Origin of the sequence: Aeromonas sp. QDB62 (genome assembly GCF_027705695.1) — a bacterium.
Lineage (GTDB): Bacteria > Pseudomonadota > Gammaproteobacteria > Enterobacterales > Aeromonadaceae > Aeromonas > Aeromonas allosaccharophila.
Map to the genome: position 1 here is coordinate 36015 of NZ_JAPDCD010000009.1, position 17437 is coordinate 53451.

12 protein-coding genes and 1 pseudogene are annotated in these 17437 nt (G+C 57.9%); 4 read left to right on the forward strand and 9 right to left on the reverse strand.

From position 1 onward, the window contains the following. Positions 1–35: 35 nt before the first annotated feature. Entirely contained in the window at positions 36–698 is a 663-nt protein-coding gene (locus OKC27_RS06380) for an HAD family hydrolase (RefSeq protein ID WP_182939672.1), read from the reverse strand. After that, positions 698–1642 (reverse strand): 23S rRNA pseudouridine(955/2504/2580) synthase RluC, encoded by a 945-nt coding sequence (gene rluC, locus OKC27_RS06385; protein WP_204356693.1) that lies wholly within the window; start codon positions 1640–1642, stop codon positions 698–700. Before rluC ends, OKC27_RS06380 begins: the two co-directional genes overlap by 1 nt. A 414-nt stretch (positions 1643–2056) precedes the next feature. Between rluC and rne the strand changes: the two genes are divergently transcribed. Together rne and OKC27_RS06395 are read left to right on the forward strand one after the other, a co-directional pair. Further along, the gene (gene rne, locus OKC27_RS06390) at positions 2057–5191 is read left to right on the forward strand and encodes a ribonuclease E (protein ID WP_270806016.1); all 3135 of its coding nucleotides are present in this window, start codon (positions 2057–2059) and stop codon (positions 5189–5191) included. A gap of 383 nt (positions 5192–5574) precedes the next feature. After that, positions 5575–6098, forward strand: a pseudogene (locus tag OKC27_RS06395) (IS3 family transposase); the annotation flags it as partial. A gap of 130 nt (positions 6099–6228) precedes the next feature. Here the strand turns inward: OKC27_RS06395 and OKC27_RS06400 are convergent. From OKC27_RS06400 to apbC, 4 genes are all read right to left on the reverse strand, one after another. Beyond that, positions 6229–7701: an inorganic phosphate transporter gene (locus tag OKC27_RS06400; protein ID WP_139409088.1), complete on the reverse strand. Its 1473-nt coding sequence runs from the start codon at positions 7699–7701 to the stop codon at positions 6229–6231. Positions 7702–8078: 377 nt separating this feature from the next. Beyond that, positions 8079–8660, reverse strand: a complete 582-nt coding sequence (gene dcd / locus OKC27_RS06405; protein ID WP_042061717.1) for a dCTP deaminase — start codon at positions 8658–8660, stop codon at positions 8079–8081. Positions 8661–8723: 63 nt separating this feature from the next. Continuing rightward, complete coding sequence (gene udk, locus OKC27_RS06410) at positions 8724–9368, reverse strand: uridine kinase (RefSeq protein ID WP_005345570.1); 645 nt, start codon at positions 9366–9368, stop codon at positions 8724–8726. A gap of 110 nt (positions 9369–9478) precedes the next feature. Continuing rightward, positions 9479–10561: an iron-sulfur cluster carrier protein ApbC gene (gene apbC / locus OKC27_RS06415; protein WP_005345574.1), complete on the reverse strand. Its 1083-nt coding sequence runs from the start codon at positions 10559–10561 to the stop codon at positions 9479–9481. A 186-nt stretch (positions 10562–10747) separates the two neighbouring features. Here apbC and metG point away from each other — a divergent pair, with 186 nt between their 5' ends. Continuing rightward, the gene (gene metG, locus OKC27_RS06420) at positions 10748–12781 is read left to right on the forward strand and encodes a methionine--tRNA ligase (RefSeq protein ID WP_182939670.1); all 2034 of its coding nucleotides are present in this window, start codon (positions 10748–10750) and stop codon (positions 12779–12781) included. A 180-nt stretch (positions 12782–12961) separates the two neighbouring features. Here metG and OKC27_RS06425 read toward each other — a convergent pair whose 3' ends face one another. Together OKC27_RS06425 and OKC27_RS06430 are read right to left on the reverse strand one after the other, a co-directional pair. Beyond that, positions 12962–13762, reverse strand: coding sequence for a CHAD domain-containing protein (locus OKC27_RS06425; protein WP_182939669.1), 801 nt, complete (start codon positions 13760–13762; stop codon positions 12962–12964). A 15-nt stretch (positions 13763–13777) separates the two neighbouring features. Beyond that, positions 13778–14050, reverse strand: coding sequence for an acylphosphatase (locus OKC27_RS06430; protein ID WP_005345583.1), 273 nt, complete (start codon positions 14048–14050; stop codon positions 13778–13780). Positions 14051–14132: 82 nt separating this feature from the next. Between OKC27_RS06430 and OKC27_RS06435 the strand changes: the two genes are divergently transcribed. Further along, on the forward strand, positions 14133–15563 hold the full coding sequence (locus OKC27_RS06435) for a methyl-accepting chemotaxis protein (RefSeq protein WP_182939668.1): 1431 nt from the start codon (positions 14133–14135) through the stop codon (positions 15561–15563). Positions 15564–15687: 124 nt separating this feature from the next. Here the strand turns inward: OKC27_RS06435 and OKC27_RS06440 are convergent, their stop codons facing one another. Beyond that, positions 15688–17202, reverse strand: coding sequence for a flagellin N-terminal helical domain-containing protein (locus OKC27_RS06440; RefSeq protein WP_270806017.1), 1515 nt, complete (start codon positions 17200–17202; stop codon positions 15688–15690). Positions 17203–17437 lie beyond the last annotated feature (235 nt).

Here is a 17437-nt window from a genome sequence, read left to right on the forward strand (position 1 = left end):
TATCGATCAGCTCCCTGTAGCTCGCAAGGAGTGGGTCACAACAGCGCCCTGAGCGCCGCCATGGAGTCCACCACCGCCACAGGCCCGTGACGACCGAGGGCATCACGGCTATCCACCCCCCAGGAGACGCCAATGCGCGGCATGGCGATCGCCTCGGCCATCGCCATATCGTGCACTGAGTCACCGATCATCACCGCCTGTCGGGGTGACAGCCCCAGCTCGGCCAGGATCTGCTCAAGCATCAACGGATCGGGTTTGGAGTTGGCCTCATCGGCGCCGCGACTGGTAACAAACAGCGGGCGCAGTCCGGTCTCATCCAATACCCGATCCAGCCCTCGGCGTGATTTACCGGTGGCGACCGCCAGTTGCAGCCCCTGTGACTGCCAGTCATGCAGCAACTCCCCTGCCCCGGCGAACAGCGGGCTGGGGGTGGCATCGTGCAGATAGTGATGACGATAGCGATCGATGAGTGCGGCAATCTGGCGCTCATCGCTGGTAGCTCCACTGTCACTGCATAAGGGGAACAGACGGGACATGGCGACATCGAGGCTCAATCCGATGATCTGCCGGATCTGGGTTGGCGTAGGCACCGCCAGCTCACAATCTCTGGCGGCCCCTTGCACACAGGCAACAATCCGGCCCACTGAATCCATCAGGGTACCGTCCCAATCGAAAATGGCGAGCCGGATATCTTGCATTAGTGCGCCAGCTTTTCCAGGAAACCGTCAAGCTCGGGTGCAAGGGGGGCTTCCACCTGCATCTCGCGCCCATCGGCCGGATGGGTGAAGCTCAACTTCCAGGCATGCAAAAAGAGCCGTTTCAGTCCTTGGCTGCGCATTTTCTCGTCAAACGCCGCTTCACCGTACTTATCGTCACAGGCGATCGGGTGACCGGCATGCAGGGTATGCACGCGGATCTGGTGGGTACGGCCGGTGATGGGGCTGCACTCGACCAGGGTCGCTTCGGCAAATTGACGCACGATGCGGAACCGGGTTTCGGAGGGCTTGCCATCGGCACTGACCCGCACAACCCGTTCACCGGATTGCAGATCGTTCTTGCGCAGCGGGGCGTTGACTACCTTGACGTGGGCTTGCCACTTGCCACGTACCAGCGCCAGATACTGCTTGCGCATGGTCTTGACGCGCAGCTGCTCATGCAGGCTGCGCAGGGCGCTGCGCTTCTTGGCAACCAGTAGCACGCCGGAGGTGTCGCGGTCGAGCCGGTGCACCAGTTCGAGGAAGCGGGCTTCCGGACGCAGGGCGCGCAGCCCTTCGATGACGCCAAAGCTCAGCCCGCTGCCACCGTGCACGGCCATGCCGGAGGGCTTGTTCAGCACGATCATGGCATCGTCTTCGAACAGGATCTGACTCTCCAGACGCTGGATAACACCGAGGTTGGCCGATGGCAGCTCATTCTTCTCGGCAACGCGTACGGGGGGGACCCGCACCTCGTCACCCGCGCAGAGTTTGTACTCCGGTTTGATGCGCTTTTTGTTTACCCGCACTTCGCCTTTGCGAAGGATGCGATAGATCAGGCTCTTGGGGACGCCCTTTAGCTGAGTCTTGAGAAAATTGTCGATGCGCTGCCCTTCATGCTCAGCTTCGATGGTGAGCAGCTGCACTTGTTGTTGTATCTGTGTCATGGCGCGGATTTTAACACTGCCAGCGCCCCTTGGCTGCATGGTTTGTTGAAAAATGGCGCCTTGCTATAAAAGAGGTTTAAATGGGATAATAAACAAGGTTTTGTCATTGTGTTCAAGCCTTGTACTAAGTGGCCAAAAAGTATGCCACCCAATCCCGAAACACCGTGTATACAAGAACATGACGGTTCCCGGGTGCGAGGTACAACGCATGGAGAACACAAACATTACCGTTTATTTGTCTCCATTTCGGCATCCTTATTCATCCCTTCTCGAGAAGTGATGACCAGAGCGCCCTTAGTTTGCGCCTCATGCATACCCCAACCGGGAGGTTGCCCCAGTATGCTGAAGACCCGAGGCCGGCGCCGGCAGGACCCCAGATGGAGGAAATCAAAATGACACAATAATGAGAACTCAATGAAAAGAATGCTTATCAACGCAACTCAAGAAGAGGAGTTGCGCGTAGCGCTGGTTGACGGACAACAGCTCTACGATTTGGATATTGAAAGTCCGGGACACGAGCAGAAGAAAGCGAACATTTACAAGGGTAAGATCACCCGCGTAGAACCCAGCCTTGAAGCTGCTTTTGTTGACTATGGCGCCGAGCGCCACGGTTTCCTGCCGTTGAAGGAGATCGCCCGCAATTACTTCCCCTCCGGTTACTCCTATCAGGGTCGTCCCAACATCAAAGAAGTGGTCCGTGAAGGTCAGGAAGTTATCGTCCAGATCGACAAGGAAGAGCGTGGCACCAAGGGTGCAGCCCTCACCACCTTTATCAGCTTGGCCGGTAGCTACTTGGTGCTGATGCCCAACAACCCCCGTGCCGGTGGTATCTCCCGCCGCATCGAGGGTGATGAGCGGACCGAACTGAAAGAAGCCCTGAGCGGATTGACCGTGCCGGAAGGCATGGGCCTGATCGTGCGTACAGCCGGTGTGGGCAAGTCTCCGGAAGAGCTGGAGTGGGATCTGAACGTTCTGCTCAACCACTGGGACTCCATCCACAAGGCGTCACAAGAGCGTACAGCTCCCGTGCTGATCCACCAGGAAAGCAACGTGATCGTGCGCGCCATCCGTGACTATCTGCGTCGCGATGTGGGCGAGATCCTGATCGACGATCCGGTGATTTTCGAACGTGCCAGAGCCCATATCGAACTGGTTCGCCCCGATTTCCTCAACCGTGTGAAGCTGTACAAGGGTGAAGTTGCCCTGTTCAACCACTTCCAGATTGAGAGCCAGATCGAATCAGCCTTCCAGCGTGAAGTGCGCCTCCCCTCCGGCGGCAGCATCGTTATCGATCCGACCGAAGCCCTGACATCCATCGATATCAACTCCTCCCGCGCCACCAAGGGCGGCGATATCGAAGAGACTGCGCTGCAAACCAACCTGGAAGCGGCCGACGAAATTGCCCGTCAATTGCGTCTGCGCGACCTGGGTGGCCTGATCGTTATCGACTTCATCGACATGACCCCGGTTCGCCATCAACGCGAAGTGGAAAACCGTCTGCGTGAAGCGGTGCATCAGGACAGGGCCCGCATCCAGCTGGGCCGGATCTCCCGTTTCGGTCTGCTGGAGATGTCTCGCCAGCGTCTGCGCCCCTCCCTCAACGAGTCCAGCAGCCATATCTGCCCCCGTTGCCAGGGTCAAGGGGTCATCCGTGACAACGAATCCCTCGCCCTGTCCATCCTGCGTCTCATCGAAGAAGAGGCAATGAAGGACAACACCGAGCAGGTTCACGGCCAGGTGCCGGTGGATGTTGCCGCCTATCTGCTTAACGAGAAGCGTGCCGCCATCGCCAGTCTGGAGCAGCGCAATGATGTGCGTGTTTACATCATTCCGAACCAGCATCTGGAAACCCCGCACTACGAAGTAACCCGCATTCGTCAGAACGAGATCCCGGAAGCGGCCAGCTACGAGCTGAAAACCGAAATTGCCAAGCCGACCTACCAGCCGAAACAGGCCCAGGTGATCGAGCGTGAGCAACCGCTGTTGCAAGTCTTTGCCCAACCGGCACAACCGGCTCCTGTTGCACCGCAACAGCCTGTGGCGCCCGTTGCTGCGGCCCCTGCCGAAGCCGGTTTCTTCAGCAAGCTGATCAAAGGCATTACCGGCCTGTTCAGCAGCGATGCAGCCCCTGCCGAAGTGAAAGCGTCAGCCGAGAAACCGGCCGCGCGTGAAGCTCGCAAAGAGGAAGGTCATCGTCACCAGCGTGATGAGACCCGCGCCCGTGGCCAGCGTCCCCGTCGTGACGACAATCGCAACAACCGCAACAATGCGGAAGCTGGCGAGAAGCGTGAAGGTGGCAACCGCGAAGCGGGTGAAAACCGCAATCGCCGTCCCCGTAAAGAGCGTGAGCCTCGTCAGGAACGTGAAGCCCGTAACGAGACCCGTGGTGAAGTGCGCAGCGAACAGCGCATGGAACGTGAACCCCGTCAGGAACGCGAGCCTCGCGAACCTCGTCAAGAGCGTGCGCCACGTCCGGCCCGTGAACCGCGTGCTCCCCGTGAGCCGCGCGCCGAGGTCGTTGTTGAAGCGGTAGAAGCCGTTGATGCAGTCGCCATCGAGCCACGTCAGGAAAAAGAGCAGAAAGTGGCCGAGCGCCGCGAACGTCGCCAACTGCGCAAGCAGATCCGCGTCGATGTCGCCGCTGCTGACACCCCTGCCCGGCCGGTTGACGATGCAGCAGTGCAAGCTGAGGTAATCGATGCAGTGGGTAACGAGCAGGAAGAGCAGAGTGAAGGGCAACGCCGTTCACGTCGCACTCCGCGTACCCAGCGTATCGAAGGCCAGCGTCGCAAGCGCATCAACGAAGATGCCCGCAGCCAGCGTGATGAAGAGCAACCCGCGACAGAAGGCCAGCTCACTACCGCTGCTCAGGCTGATGCTGCCAAGGTAAAAGCCGAAGAGCCGGTAGTACCCGTGGTCACCATCCCGAGCGCGGAAGCCATTGCTGCCGCCCTTCAGGCCTCTTCCGCGCTGACCGAGCACGTCGTTGCTGAAGCCATTGCCGAAGAAGCTGCCGAGCAGGCCACTGCCCTGGTTGCAGCAACTCAAGCCGATGTTGCTACCAGCCCGGTTGTTGAAGCTGTCGCTGAGGTTGTAGTTGCCGCAGAGCCAGAAGTAGCCGTTGTTGCTGCGCCGGTTGCCGAAGTGGTCACCGCCACCGTGGTTGAAACCGCACACGTTGTTGAAACGGCCCCGGTTGTTGAAGAAGCACCGGCCGTAACAGCCCCTGTTGTGGAAGCCACACCTGTCGCCGCTGTTGTTGAAACACCAGCTCCTGCTGCTGTCATCGAAACCCCGGCTGCCGTGGCTGCGGTTGTGGTGGAAGAGGCGCCGGTTGTCACCAAACAGGTAGTACACGGTGCTGGCTTGCTGGCTCGTGCTCGCAAGGCATCAGCGCCGATGGCAACTCCTGCCGAAGCCCCTGCCCTGCCTGCTCGTGAGCCGGTTAACCACCCGCCGCTGGTACGCAACGAGGTGAGCACATCCGGTCGTCATGGTGGTAGCACAGCTGCCGTCAACGTGGCTACCAGCCCTGCTGGTCGTCCGTAACCGATCCGGGTTAGCCCGTTAATCAAAGCCACACCAATCGGTGTGGCTTTTTTATTACTCTCTTCCCTATCCTCTTATAGCTCCAACGAGCCCCTCGTTGAGACTCACGCCCTCCCTTTGTTATTTCTCTTTCACCGCCCCCAGCTTCCACGCATATTTGCGCCTTGGATATCCCCGAGAGCGCCTATTCAAAGCGCTCATGTTCAGCATCATGCCAATTGATATAGTTAGAGCAGACTTTTGTTTGTTGGCATACGGCAATCATTCGGATGACCGTTTTAAAGATTGAATTCAATGAAACCACGCATGACGGCAGACTTGGTGGTGGTTGCTGTTTGGTCTAATCATCCCGGACACCATTTTAGGTGGTACAGTCGCCACCAGACCAATTAAGAGAGCAAGCTCCCATCACCCTGGTCTGCTGTGCTTTCGGTGTTCCAACATCCTGTTTTTACGACTATCTGGCTCGCAAGCGGACGATTAACCGTGAGCGGATACAGCAACGCAGCGAGTTGCGCCGGTCATACTTGGCGGGTCGCCGGCTGGGCGATGTCTGACAAACCTGATGCAGAGTTGGCAATCAAAGCACTGGAGATGGCCTATCAGGCGTGCTGTTTTACTCCGAGTAGGGTAGCCAATACGGCAGTCGGGCATTTCGGCAACGACTGTGGCGCTATCTGAGTCGCCGTGGTAACTGTTGGGATAACGCCCCGATGGAGCGGTTGTTCAGAAGCCTGAAGTCAGAGTAGCTCCGGCAACGGGATACATGGGTCTGTGGGAAGCAATGAGGGATATCAGTTATTACCTGATGGATTACTACAACTGGCGGCGTCCATATCAACACAATGACGGGATCCCGCCAGCAAAAGCCGAGGTTCGGCCTAGCCAAGTGTCCGGATTTAGTTGACCACTACAGCCGCCGGTAGAGATTGAAAGGCGGTTTATTTTTCAGCAAAAGAGTGTCTAGAAAACCAGAGGTGATTCAATCGCAGATATGAAAAAAGGGCCCGCAGGCCCTTTAAAAAAAAGTAACGATGTTATCCACCAAACAGATGGTGGCTGACGATGAACAGGCCGCCGGAGAGCAGCATGGTCAGCGGCAGGGTCAACACCCAGGCCATCAGTATGGTCTTGATGGTCTGGCTCTGCAGGCCGGATTTGTTGGCAATCATGGTACCCGCCACCGCAGAGGAGAGGATGTGGGTGGTGGACACCGGCATACCGGTCAGACTGGCGACCCCGATGGAGGTTGCAGCCGTGATCTGGGCCGCGATGCCCTGGCTGTAGGTCATGCCGGTGGTACCGATCTTCTCGCCCACGGTATGGACGATACGACGCCAGCCCACCATGGTGCCGCAACCCAGCGCCAGCGCGATGGAGACGATCACCCAGGTCGGTGCATATTCAGCGGTCGCGGTCAGATCCTTGCGCCATTTGGCCAGATCGGTCAGCTCCTTGGCGGGCAGCGGCAGCTTGGCAGCCTTGCGGGCGGTGTCATCGATACAGAGCAGCAGACGACGCACTTCACGGCGATCAGTCAGGCTCATCTGATCATAAGTACGCACCGCAGCCAGACGGGCATCCAGGGTAGCCATCGCCTGCAACACGCCATCGGCGGAGCAGTGGGTCATCAGCTCTTCCTGAGCCGTTACCGGTGCAGAGAAGTTGATGACGCCAGAGAGGGCGGGCTGGTTGCGCTGGTAGATCTCCATGATGCGCTGGTTGGCATCCTGGGTCCGGTCCAGATCATAGGAGCGGCTGCTCATGTCCAGTGCAAAATAGGCGGGCGCCATGCAGATCAGCACCAGCATCACCAGACCGATGCCCTTCTGGCCATCGTTGGAGCCGTGCACGAAGCTGACGCCCATGGCAGAGGCCACCAGGGTCAGACGCGCCCAGAACGGCGGGTGTTTCTTGCCATCCACCAGCTGACGCTCTTCCGGCGTCTTGTGGATCTTGTTGCTGGTCCAGATGCGCTTCATCGCCAGCAGCAGCAGCGCCGCGATGATGAAACCGATGGTGGGAGAGATAATGAGGGAAAGCATGATGTCGATCGCTTTGCCCACGTTGATCCCCTCTGTCACCGGTTTATGGGTGATCCAGGCATAGGCGCCGCCTACCCCCAGAATGGAACCGATCAAGGTATGTGAACTGGAGGCCGGGATCCCGAAGAACCAGGTACCCAGGTTCCACACGATGGCGGAAAACAGCAAGGAGAAGACCATGATCAACCCTTGGGTGGAATCCATCCCAAGCAGCAGGTCGATGGGCAGCAGATGGACAATGGCATAGGCCACACCCAAACCGCCGAACATGACGCCGAAAAAGTTGAAGATCCCCGATGCGACCACCGCCAGGTGAGCCGGCATCGCCTTGGTATAGATAACCGTTGCTACCGCGTTGGCGGTATCGTGAAAGCCGTTGATAAATTCATAGGCAAGCACAAAAAAAACGGCCAATACCAAACCGATTGACCACCACAAACCCAAACCACTAAACATTTCAAACATAAAAAAAAGCCTGTTTATGAGTTGCGGCGGATTATGCCAGATGGCGGCCAACACCATAGCCACCATTGAAATATTTCAGCCATAAAAAAAAAGAGCTTTTTGGTAAAAAATATCCTAGAGCCAGTCTTTATGCGGCTTGCCACCGATTAATTAAAGCCATCGATGATTGCGGGAAAGGACAAAAATAGCTGATATTTAAGCCAATAATTTCATTTTTATGACGTTTTTATGACAGAAAAATGGGTAAAAATGGTGATAAAACACCCCTTCCCCGCCAATCTCATCCGACCAGCACCTCAAACCCCATACCCGTTTGATTCCAGATGCAAAAAGGGAGCACCTTGTGCTCCCTTGAATCGTTGTAGTAAGACCTGTTATCAGTCCTGATTTATGCGGCTGGCAACAGCGCCCTGCTGGCTCTTGTACTTGGCATTTTCCCGCTTGTTGTACGGACGGGCGGCGGCGCCGGAGAGCATCTCGAAGTTCAAGGCGCCGATCTTCATCTTCGGGCGCAGCGCCAGCGGCAGTTTGCCGCCGTTGTAGAACTCCAGCACGATGCGACCGGACCAACCCGGATCGATGCGGTGCGCGGTCACATGCACCATCAGACCCAGGCGCGCCAATGACGAGCGGCCATCCAGCCAGCCGACGATATCGGCAGGCAGGGTGACGGATTCATAGGTCACCGCCAGCGCCAACTGTCCCGGATGCAGATAGAAGGCTTCACCATCGGGGACGTGGATTTCGTCACTCATCACCCGATCGATGGCATCGGCCATCTCGCTGCTCGGACCGCTCAGATCAATATAGGGAGCGGTATGATCGCGAAACACCCGAAACTCGTTACCCAGCAGCACATCGACACTGACACCACTGATCCGCTCTACCCCGGGCCGTGGCTCAATGACGATCTTGCCTTCATCCAGATGGCGTTCAATATCGGTATCACACAGACGCATTGGGCGACTCTCCTGACAAATTGTGCTTTTAAAAAAGCCGGGCATCACCCGGCTTGTTTCATCTTAACCAATCAACATGTGGCGAATACGCGCCTTGAGCATGTCGATGGCGATGCGGTTCTTGCCCCCACGGGGCACGATCACATCGGCATACTGTTTGGACGGCTCGATAAACTGCAGGAACATCGGACGCACCGTCTTCTGATACTGCTTGAGCACGGAGTCCATGGTACGGCCACGCTCCTGCACGTCACGCACCAGACGGCGCAGCAGGCAGATGTCGAGCGGGGTATCCATGAAGATGGAGGCATCCATCAGATCCCGCAGACGGCTGTCGGTCAGCAGCAGGATCCCTTCCAGAATGATCACCCGGCGCGGCGCAAACGGGGTCACTTCGCTCATCCGGGTATGTTCGGTGTAGGAGTACTGGGGAATGGCGACCGCATCACCTTTGACCAGCTGGCTCAGGTGCTGTACCAGCAGGTCGTGGTCCAGCGCATTGGGGTGGTCATAGTTGGTCTTGACCCGTTCTTCCATGGTCAGGTGGGTCTGATCACGGTAGTAGCAATCTTCGGTGATCACACCAATCTGACCTGCGCCCAGTTCGGCCACCAGCTCTTCATAAATGGTCTGGGCGATAAGACTTTTGCCAGACGCAGATGCGCCCGCAATACCGATGATCACACACGAATGTTGAGTATCAGACATGACAAATACCTAAAAGAGAAGAGCAGTGGGGATGGTTTAAACCGATCCATTATATAAAAAAGGGTGGGTCATGCCCACCCTCAATTCCCTTTCAAGTGACCGATAGCCGATTATTCATCCAGTGCCATGGCATAGAGGGGGGTCGCAATCGGTTTTGCGCTGAAAAAGAGTTCAGCCCCTACCCTGCGCGCCAGTTTCAAATAGGCCTGAGCCAGGCTTCCTTCCGGTGCGCCGAACACCGTCGGGCAGCCATCATCCATGTGCTGGCGGATATCGATGTGCAGCGGCAGCTGGCCAAGCAGCGCCACTTGATACTGCTCTGCCATCTTCTGGCCACCACCGGTACCGAACAGCGGTTCATGGTGACCGCAGGCGCTGCAGACGTGGTAACTCATGTTCTCGATGATGCCGAGCACCGGCACATTGACCTTGTTGAACATGGCGATCCCCTTGCGGGCATCGGCCAGCGCCACATCTTGCGGGGTTGTGACGATCACTGCCGCCGAAGTGGGCACCTGCTGGGCCATGGTGAGCTGGATGTCGCCAGTACCCGGCGGCATGTCCACCACCAGATAATCCACTTCACCCCAACGGGTCTCATGGAGGATCTGCGCCAGCGCCTTGCTCGCCATCGGGCCACGCCAGATGGTGGCATCCTGCTCGGAGACCAGATAGCCGATACTGTTGCTCTTGAGGCCACAGGCCATCACCGGCTCCATCAGCTTGCCGTCATGACTGACCGGGCGCTCCTTGAGGGTGCCCATCATGGTGGGAATGGAGGGGCCATAGATATCGGCATCGAGAATGGCGACCCGCGCCCCCTCTTTTTGCAGGGCCAGCGCCAGGTTGACCGCGGTGGTGGATTTGCCCACCCCCCCCTTGCCGGAGGCAACCACGATGATGTTGCGGATCCCTTGCACGGCATTGAGCCCTTGCGCCCGCGGCATGCTGGCGACATCAATCTCCAGTGCCCAGTCGATACGGGCGGCACCCGTGGCGCTGCGCAGCCTGGCATCGTAGTTTTCTTTGAGCTGATCGAGCAGCGAGAGACCGGCAAACGGCAATACCAGCCGGATAGTAAGCCCCTGACCCTGATTGATGATCTCGCGAACGAATCCGGCATCCACCAGATCCTTGTGCCAGCCTGCTGGCTTAAATTCGGCGAGGATCTGTTTTACTGAATCAATCACCATTAACTCCTCATTATCTTGTCTTTATCTTGAGGTGAACGGTTACCGCACACAAATCAGTGGCTTGCCTGCCATCGTCACGGCAGGTTCTGCCAAGGTCGGCACAGCCACAACCCTAGGCAGGCTACCCCCAATTCGGGTAACATGCACGGCACTCTATCATCCCAACAAGCACATCAAGAACGTAATATGGCAACTGATCCTCGTAAAATGCTGGTAACCTGCGCCCTCCCCTATGCCAATGGCTCCATCCATCTTGGCCACATGCTGGAACACATCCAGGCCGATATCTGGGTTCGTTATCAGCGAATGCGCGGTCATCAGGTGCACTTCATCTGTGCCGATGATGCCCACGGCACCCCGATCATGCTCAAAGCGCAACAGATGGGGATCACCCCGGAAGAGATGATTGCGGCCGTCTCCAAAGAGCACCAGACCGATTTCGCCGGTTTCAACATCAGCTTTGACAACTATCACTCCACCCACAGCGACGAAAACCGCGAGCTGGCGGAACTGATCTACGGTCGTCTGAAAGACGGTGGCTTTATCAAGGGCCGCACCATTACCCAGCTGTTCGATCCGGAAAAATCGATGTTCCTGCCGGACCGTTTCGTCAAGGGTACCTGCCCCAAGTGCAAATCCCCGGAACAGTACGGTGACAACTGCGATAGCTGCGGCGCCACCTACAGCCCGACCGAGCTGATTGATCCGAAATCCGCCGTCTCCGGCGCGACTCCGGTGATGAAGGACTCCGAGCACTTCTTCTTCGACCTGCCGCAGTTTGAAAAATGGCTCTCTGAGTGGGTACGCGGCTCCGGCGCCATTCAGGAAGAGATGGCCAACAAGATGCAGGAGTGGTTCGAGAGCGGCCTGCAGCAGTGGGACATCACCCGTGACGCTCCCTATTTCGGTTTCGAAATCCCCGGCGCACCGGGCAAGTTCTTCTACGTCTGGCTCGATGCCCCCATCGGCTACATGGCCTCTTTCAAGAACCTGTGCAACAAGCGCGGCGACATCGACTTTGACAGCTACTGGAGCAAAGACTCCAGCGCCGAGCTCTACCACTTCATCGGTAAAGATATCGCCTACTTCCACTGCCTGTTCTGGCCATCCATGCTGGAAGGTGCCAACTTCCGCAAGCCGACCAAGGTCAACGTGCACGGCTATGTGACCGTCAACGGCGCCAAGATGTCCAAATCCAAGGGCACCTTCATCAAGGCATCCACCTACCTGAACCACCTGGATCCGGAGTGCCTGCGCTACTACTACGCTGCCAAGCTCAACAGCCGCATCGACGATCTGGACCTGAACCTCGATGACTTCGTCGCTCGCGTCAACGCTGACGTGGTCAACAAGCTGGTCAACCTCGCCTCCCGCAACGCCGGTTTCATCGCCAAGCGTTTCGACGGCAAGCTGGCGGCCACCTGCGCCGAGCCCGAGCTCTACGCCGAGTTTGCCAACGCCCGTACTACCATCGCCGAGGCCTATGAGGCACGCGAATTCAGCCGCGCCATCCGCGAAATCATGGCGCTGGCCGACAAAGCCAACCGCTACGTGGATGACAAGGCTCCCTGGGTCATCGCCAAGCAGGAAGGGGCTGACGCCCAGCTGCAGGAAGTCTGCTCCGTCGGTATCAACCTGTTCCGCGTGCTGATGGCTTACCTCAAGCCGGTGATGCCGCTGCTCGCCGAGCGTGCCGAAGCCTTCCTGGGTGAAACCCTCTCCTGGGATGGCGTGGCCCAGCCATTGACCAACCATCAGCTGACCCCGTTCAAGGCGCTCTTCTCCCGCATCGAGCCAGCCAAGGTAGAAGCCATGGTAGAAGCCTCCAAGGAAGATCTGGCCAAAGAGCAGGCACCGAAAGTGACCGGCCCGCTGGCAGACGACCCCATCAGCGAAACCATCAGCTATGACGACTTTGCCAAGATTGACCTGCGCGTCGCACTGATCAAGAAGGCCGAAGCGGTACCGGAAGCCGAGAAACTGCTCAAGCTGCAACTGGATATCGGTGGTGAGACCCGTCAGGTGTTTGCCGGCATCAAATCCGCTTACAACCCGGAAGATCTGGAAGGCAAGCTGACCGTGATGGTGGCCAACCTGGCGCCGCGCAAAATGCGTTTCGGCATGTCCGAAGGCATGGTGCTGGCCGCAGGCCCTGGCGGCAAGGATCTCTGGATCCTGGAGCCGCAGGAAGGCGCCCAGCCTGGCATGCGCGTCAAGTAAGCGTATCGCTGACTGCGACCACAGCGAGATAGAGAAGAGAGGCCAAACGGCCTCTCTTTTTTTGTCTCACATCTTTGGCTTGGATAGTTTTTGTGGATGCTGGTCGCGGATGGCTTTCTGCCACTCAGCTTGGCAGGATCTGCGCTTTGGTCCGAATACCTGACCACCCGACTTGGCATCTTATCCGTGTTGTAAGCCTGCCAGCATCGCCAGTTTGAGCGCCACCAGCTCCGCCTGCTGGCACTCCAGTAGACGCAAACGGGCGGTGACCTTCCCCTTCAACTGCTGCTGCAGTTTCGTCTGCTGGTGGGGGCGTCCCTGCTCTGCTCGCAACGCCCGCCGCCATTGACGCCAATCCTGCAACTGGCCGAGTCGCTCCTGCCAATGAGTCAGGGTGGTCAGCCAGCCCGGATCCCCTCCCCCCAGCGCCTGCAGCAGCTCAACGCCATAACGGACCTGCTTGATCTCGAGGCGCAGCCGATGCCAGCGGCGCAACTGTTGACGACGGGTGTGGGCCGATTTTCCGGCAGAGAGAGGATGTTCATCGAGGGCGCACTGCGCCTCATCAAGCCGCAGGGCCAGATGTTGCTGATAGAGCGGCACCAATACCCGCGCATCCGGCACCAGCGCCACCGCTGTCAGCCAGCGGGCCAGTCGCCGCGACAACAGGGGCACGCGGCAGGTCGATTTGTGGGTATCAACAGTGCTGGCAGGCGGCTTGCCAAAACGCTCGGTGTAGACCTGCGCATCCCGCAGCGCCGAGAGCCGCCCGAGCGAGCGCAACAAGCGCCGCTCCAGTTCGGAGTGATAGAGCAGTGGCCGCCACAGGGCGAGCAGCGCCAGCAGGCGGCGCGCCGCGATACGGTAGCCATGCACGGTCGGCTCGCTGGCCTCTTCACGCACCGCCCGCGCCGCCTCCTGATAACGGGTGACCCAGACTTTTGCCTGAGTCAGCAACAGACCTTCCTTGTCAGCGTCCATCTCGTCCCTGCCGCTTCAGTTGGTGTGAAAGCCCTGACCGGTGGGTGGCAGCGCCTCTTCATACTCCATCCGGGTCACTCTGGCGGTGCGCGGGCCATGCTCCAGCCACCCCAGCATCATCTGCACCCCCTGCGCGGGGCCGCTGATCAGGATCTCCACCGAGCCATCCTCCAGGTTGTAGGCATGGCCCCGCAAACCCAGTTGCAGCGCCCGCTCACGGGTGAAGTAACGAAATCCCACCCCCTGCACCTGCCCCCACACCCGAATGACAAACGATTGCTCTCCCATTTCTCACACCTTCCGCTTAAGAAAAAAATTCCCGAGACGATAATGTGCCCGACACTCTATCTCTGCAGGATGCAGCTCCATTATGAAAGAAGTTAAATTCCGGTGGGTTGACCGCTATCTCATTCACCTCACCATCAGTGAAAAATTCCATATCGCGTTCTGGTTACCGCTCTTTATCATCGCCTTTCTCAGCTGGTACATGCTGGCGACCAGCCATCAGCAGGAGATCTCCCTGCGGGTAGCGCAGTTGCAGCAACGGGTCGAGACCACGGCGCAGCTTATCAGCCAGCAGCCCACCCTGGTGTTGCCTTCGGATCTGCGTCTGACTCAGCAAGGCAGCAGCGGGTTGCAGCAGCAAGGGGCTCACTACCTCTTTAGCGCGCCAGCGGGTCAGGCGGGCTACGTCACCGGCGATCTCGATACCGGCAACCTCTCCATGTGGGACGGCCAAGGCTCGACCCTGACCCTGATCGGCGCACTGGCCGCCCTGATGGCGCTGGTGATCCACTACATGATGACCTTTGTCTCTGGTGCGCTCTACTCCACCAACAAGGCGCTGCAAACCGTGGCGGACGGGGATCTCACCTTCCGTCTCAACTTCTTCCCGGTGCGCGACGAGTTCTCCACCCTGGCGGGCAGCATCGACCGCTTTACCGACCGCCAGCACCAGATCGTAAAACTGGTGGAGGAGTCTGCCGAAGCGCTGACCATGGCCGCCGACGAGTTTCGTGACCATGCCCGCGAAGGCGAGACCCTGGCACGCTCCCAGCGCCAGCACATGGATTCACTGGCCACCGCCATGGAGCAGATGTCGGCGGCGATCCGCGAAGTGGCGCGCAATGCCAACGACACCCTGCAGCAGACCCGCCAATCGAGTGAAGAGGCGGCCAATGGCGCCAACCGGGTAGCTCGTACCATCGAGGCGATCCGCACCCTGGCCGACGAGATTGGCAACGCCTCCGGCGCGGTCGAGCGGCTCACCCACAATGCCAACCGGATCAACGAAGTGGTCAACGTCATCAACGCCATCTCCCAGCAGACCAACCTGTTGGCCCTCAACGCCGCCATCGAAGCGGCCCGTGCCGGTGAGCAGGGTCGCGGCTTTGCGGTGGTGGCCGACGAGGTGCGCACCCTCGCCAGCCGTACCCAGCAGGCGACGGTGGAGATCCAGCAGATGATCGAGGAGCTGCAGACCGGTACCGGCGCCCTCAACGAGATCATGGAGAAGACAGTTGGCCGCGCCGCCAGTAGCCAGCAGCTCATCAGCGAGGTGGGGCTGGATATCGAAAAACTGAGCAACCACAGCGATGCGGTGCTGGAGATGAGCACCCAGATCGCTACCTCGAGCGAGGAGCAGAGCTCGGTCGCCGCCGAGATCACCCACAATCTCGATCAGGTACGCCATGAAGCGGCGCAGGTGGAAGAGTCTGCCAGCGCCTCGGTAGCCGGTACTCAGGGACTGAAAGCCACCGCCACCGAGCTGACCCAGGCACTCAAGGGGATCACTCTCTGACGCTTGCCACAATAAGCCCGGTAACAAGAGGCAATATGAGAAGAGGCCACCCAACGGGTGGCCTCTTCTCTTTATTGATCGTGCCAATAATGGCGACCAATTACTTGTTGGCTGGCAGCCCCGCTCAGGATTGCAGCAAACTCAGGGCCGCATTGGGGCGACTGTTTGCCTGACTCAAAATCGAATAGCTCGCCTGCTGCAAGATTTGGGTACTGACCAACCGTGCCGACTCCACAGCCATATCGGCATCCCGGATCCTTGAGCGGGCAGCACTGAGGTTCTCATTGGCATTGGCCAGATTGCGTACCCGTGAATCCAGCGCGTTGGCCTGGGCGCCGAGCCGAGAGCGCTGAACACCCAGCTGTTTCATACCCGCATCCAGCGTTTTAATGGCTCTGCTGGCGTTGTCGTCACTCAGAACATCAATGTTATCAACGGTATATTTCTTCTTGTCCTCTTGATAAAAGCCAAGCGCATTCAAGCTCGATCCCTGCATATCAATATTGGAATACTTGTCGCCTGATGAACGCAGTTCCATCTGACCGATATACGTTGTCGGTGTGACATCGGGCAACAGAGAGCTCAGAGAAGCATTGCTGATCACCGGAGGCGCCGGTGGTGCGGGCTGTGGAGGGGGCGTGGTGCCATTGGCCAGCGCAAGGCTGTTGCCCTGAGCGCTATGCATGGTCAATGCATTGCTGGCGGGATTGCTGTTGTTGGAGGCACTCACATAAAAACCCAGACCTGCCGATTGAGCAGCACTGTTGATGCGTTGAACCACGGTTGCCATGATGGCACTATTTTTTGTTGTCGGATTAACCGGATCCCATCCGGTCATATCAATGCCCGTGGTCAAATCCACAGAGTGACCCGCCACATCGATATAGGAGGGTAATGCGGATAAATCGACTGCGGAAGCAACTGAAAATGGCAGTTGTTGCGCTGTTACCGGCCCCTGATTATTAGGAAAGGTGGTGCTATTGATATCTGCCACGAACGCTTCCAGGGTGGAATAGTCCTTGTCAAAGGTCACACCGTTAAGCGTGACAGGCTGAGATGAAAGCTTGAGATCAGCAATGTCATACGCCCCCGGCTTGCTGCCTGCGGGGCTGCGGGCTTGCCACTCCATCTCGCCCAGATTTTTGGTCTGGGCATTGAGATCGGTAATGACGGTATTCTGCCCTGCATAGGCACCGACCGAGAAGATGCCTTTGTAACTTCCCGCCAGCAGCTCCTGCCCGGCAAACCGGGTGCCTGTGGCAATCCGGTCCATCTCCAACTGCAATTGCTTGAATTCGGCATTCAGGGCCACGCGATCCTCTGCCGTATTGGCACCGCTTCCCGACTGCAATGCCAGAGTGCGCATCCGCTGCATCAGATTCACCGACTCATCTAGCGCACCATCGGCCACGTTGATCACCGAGATCCCATCGTTGGCATTGCGGATCGCCGTGTTGGTCCCGTTGACTTCGCTGGTGAGGCGATTACTGATCTGCAAGCCTGCCGCATCATCGGCGGCACTGTTGATACGCAGTCCGGATGAGAGCCGTCGATATACCGAGTCCAGCGTGTTGGATGATTGACCAAGGTGGCGTGATGCATTGAGTGCAGAAATATTGGTGGCGATGGTGAGTGACATGGATAGCTCGATACAGGAAAGATTCAAAATGGTCTCCCCCACTATCGACATCACCAAATGACTCTTTAGAGAAAATTACACACAAAAAAGATAAAAACGCCAGTTTGCCTATTTTTTACACATTCAAAGGCGAGCATTGAACAAATAACAAGCACAATAAACCAAGACATACAAAATAAGCAGCGTGAAACACCGGCATCAAGATGTTGCAAACCATGTAGCTCCAACGCTCGGT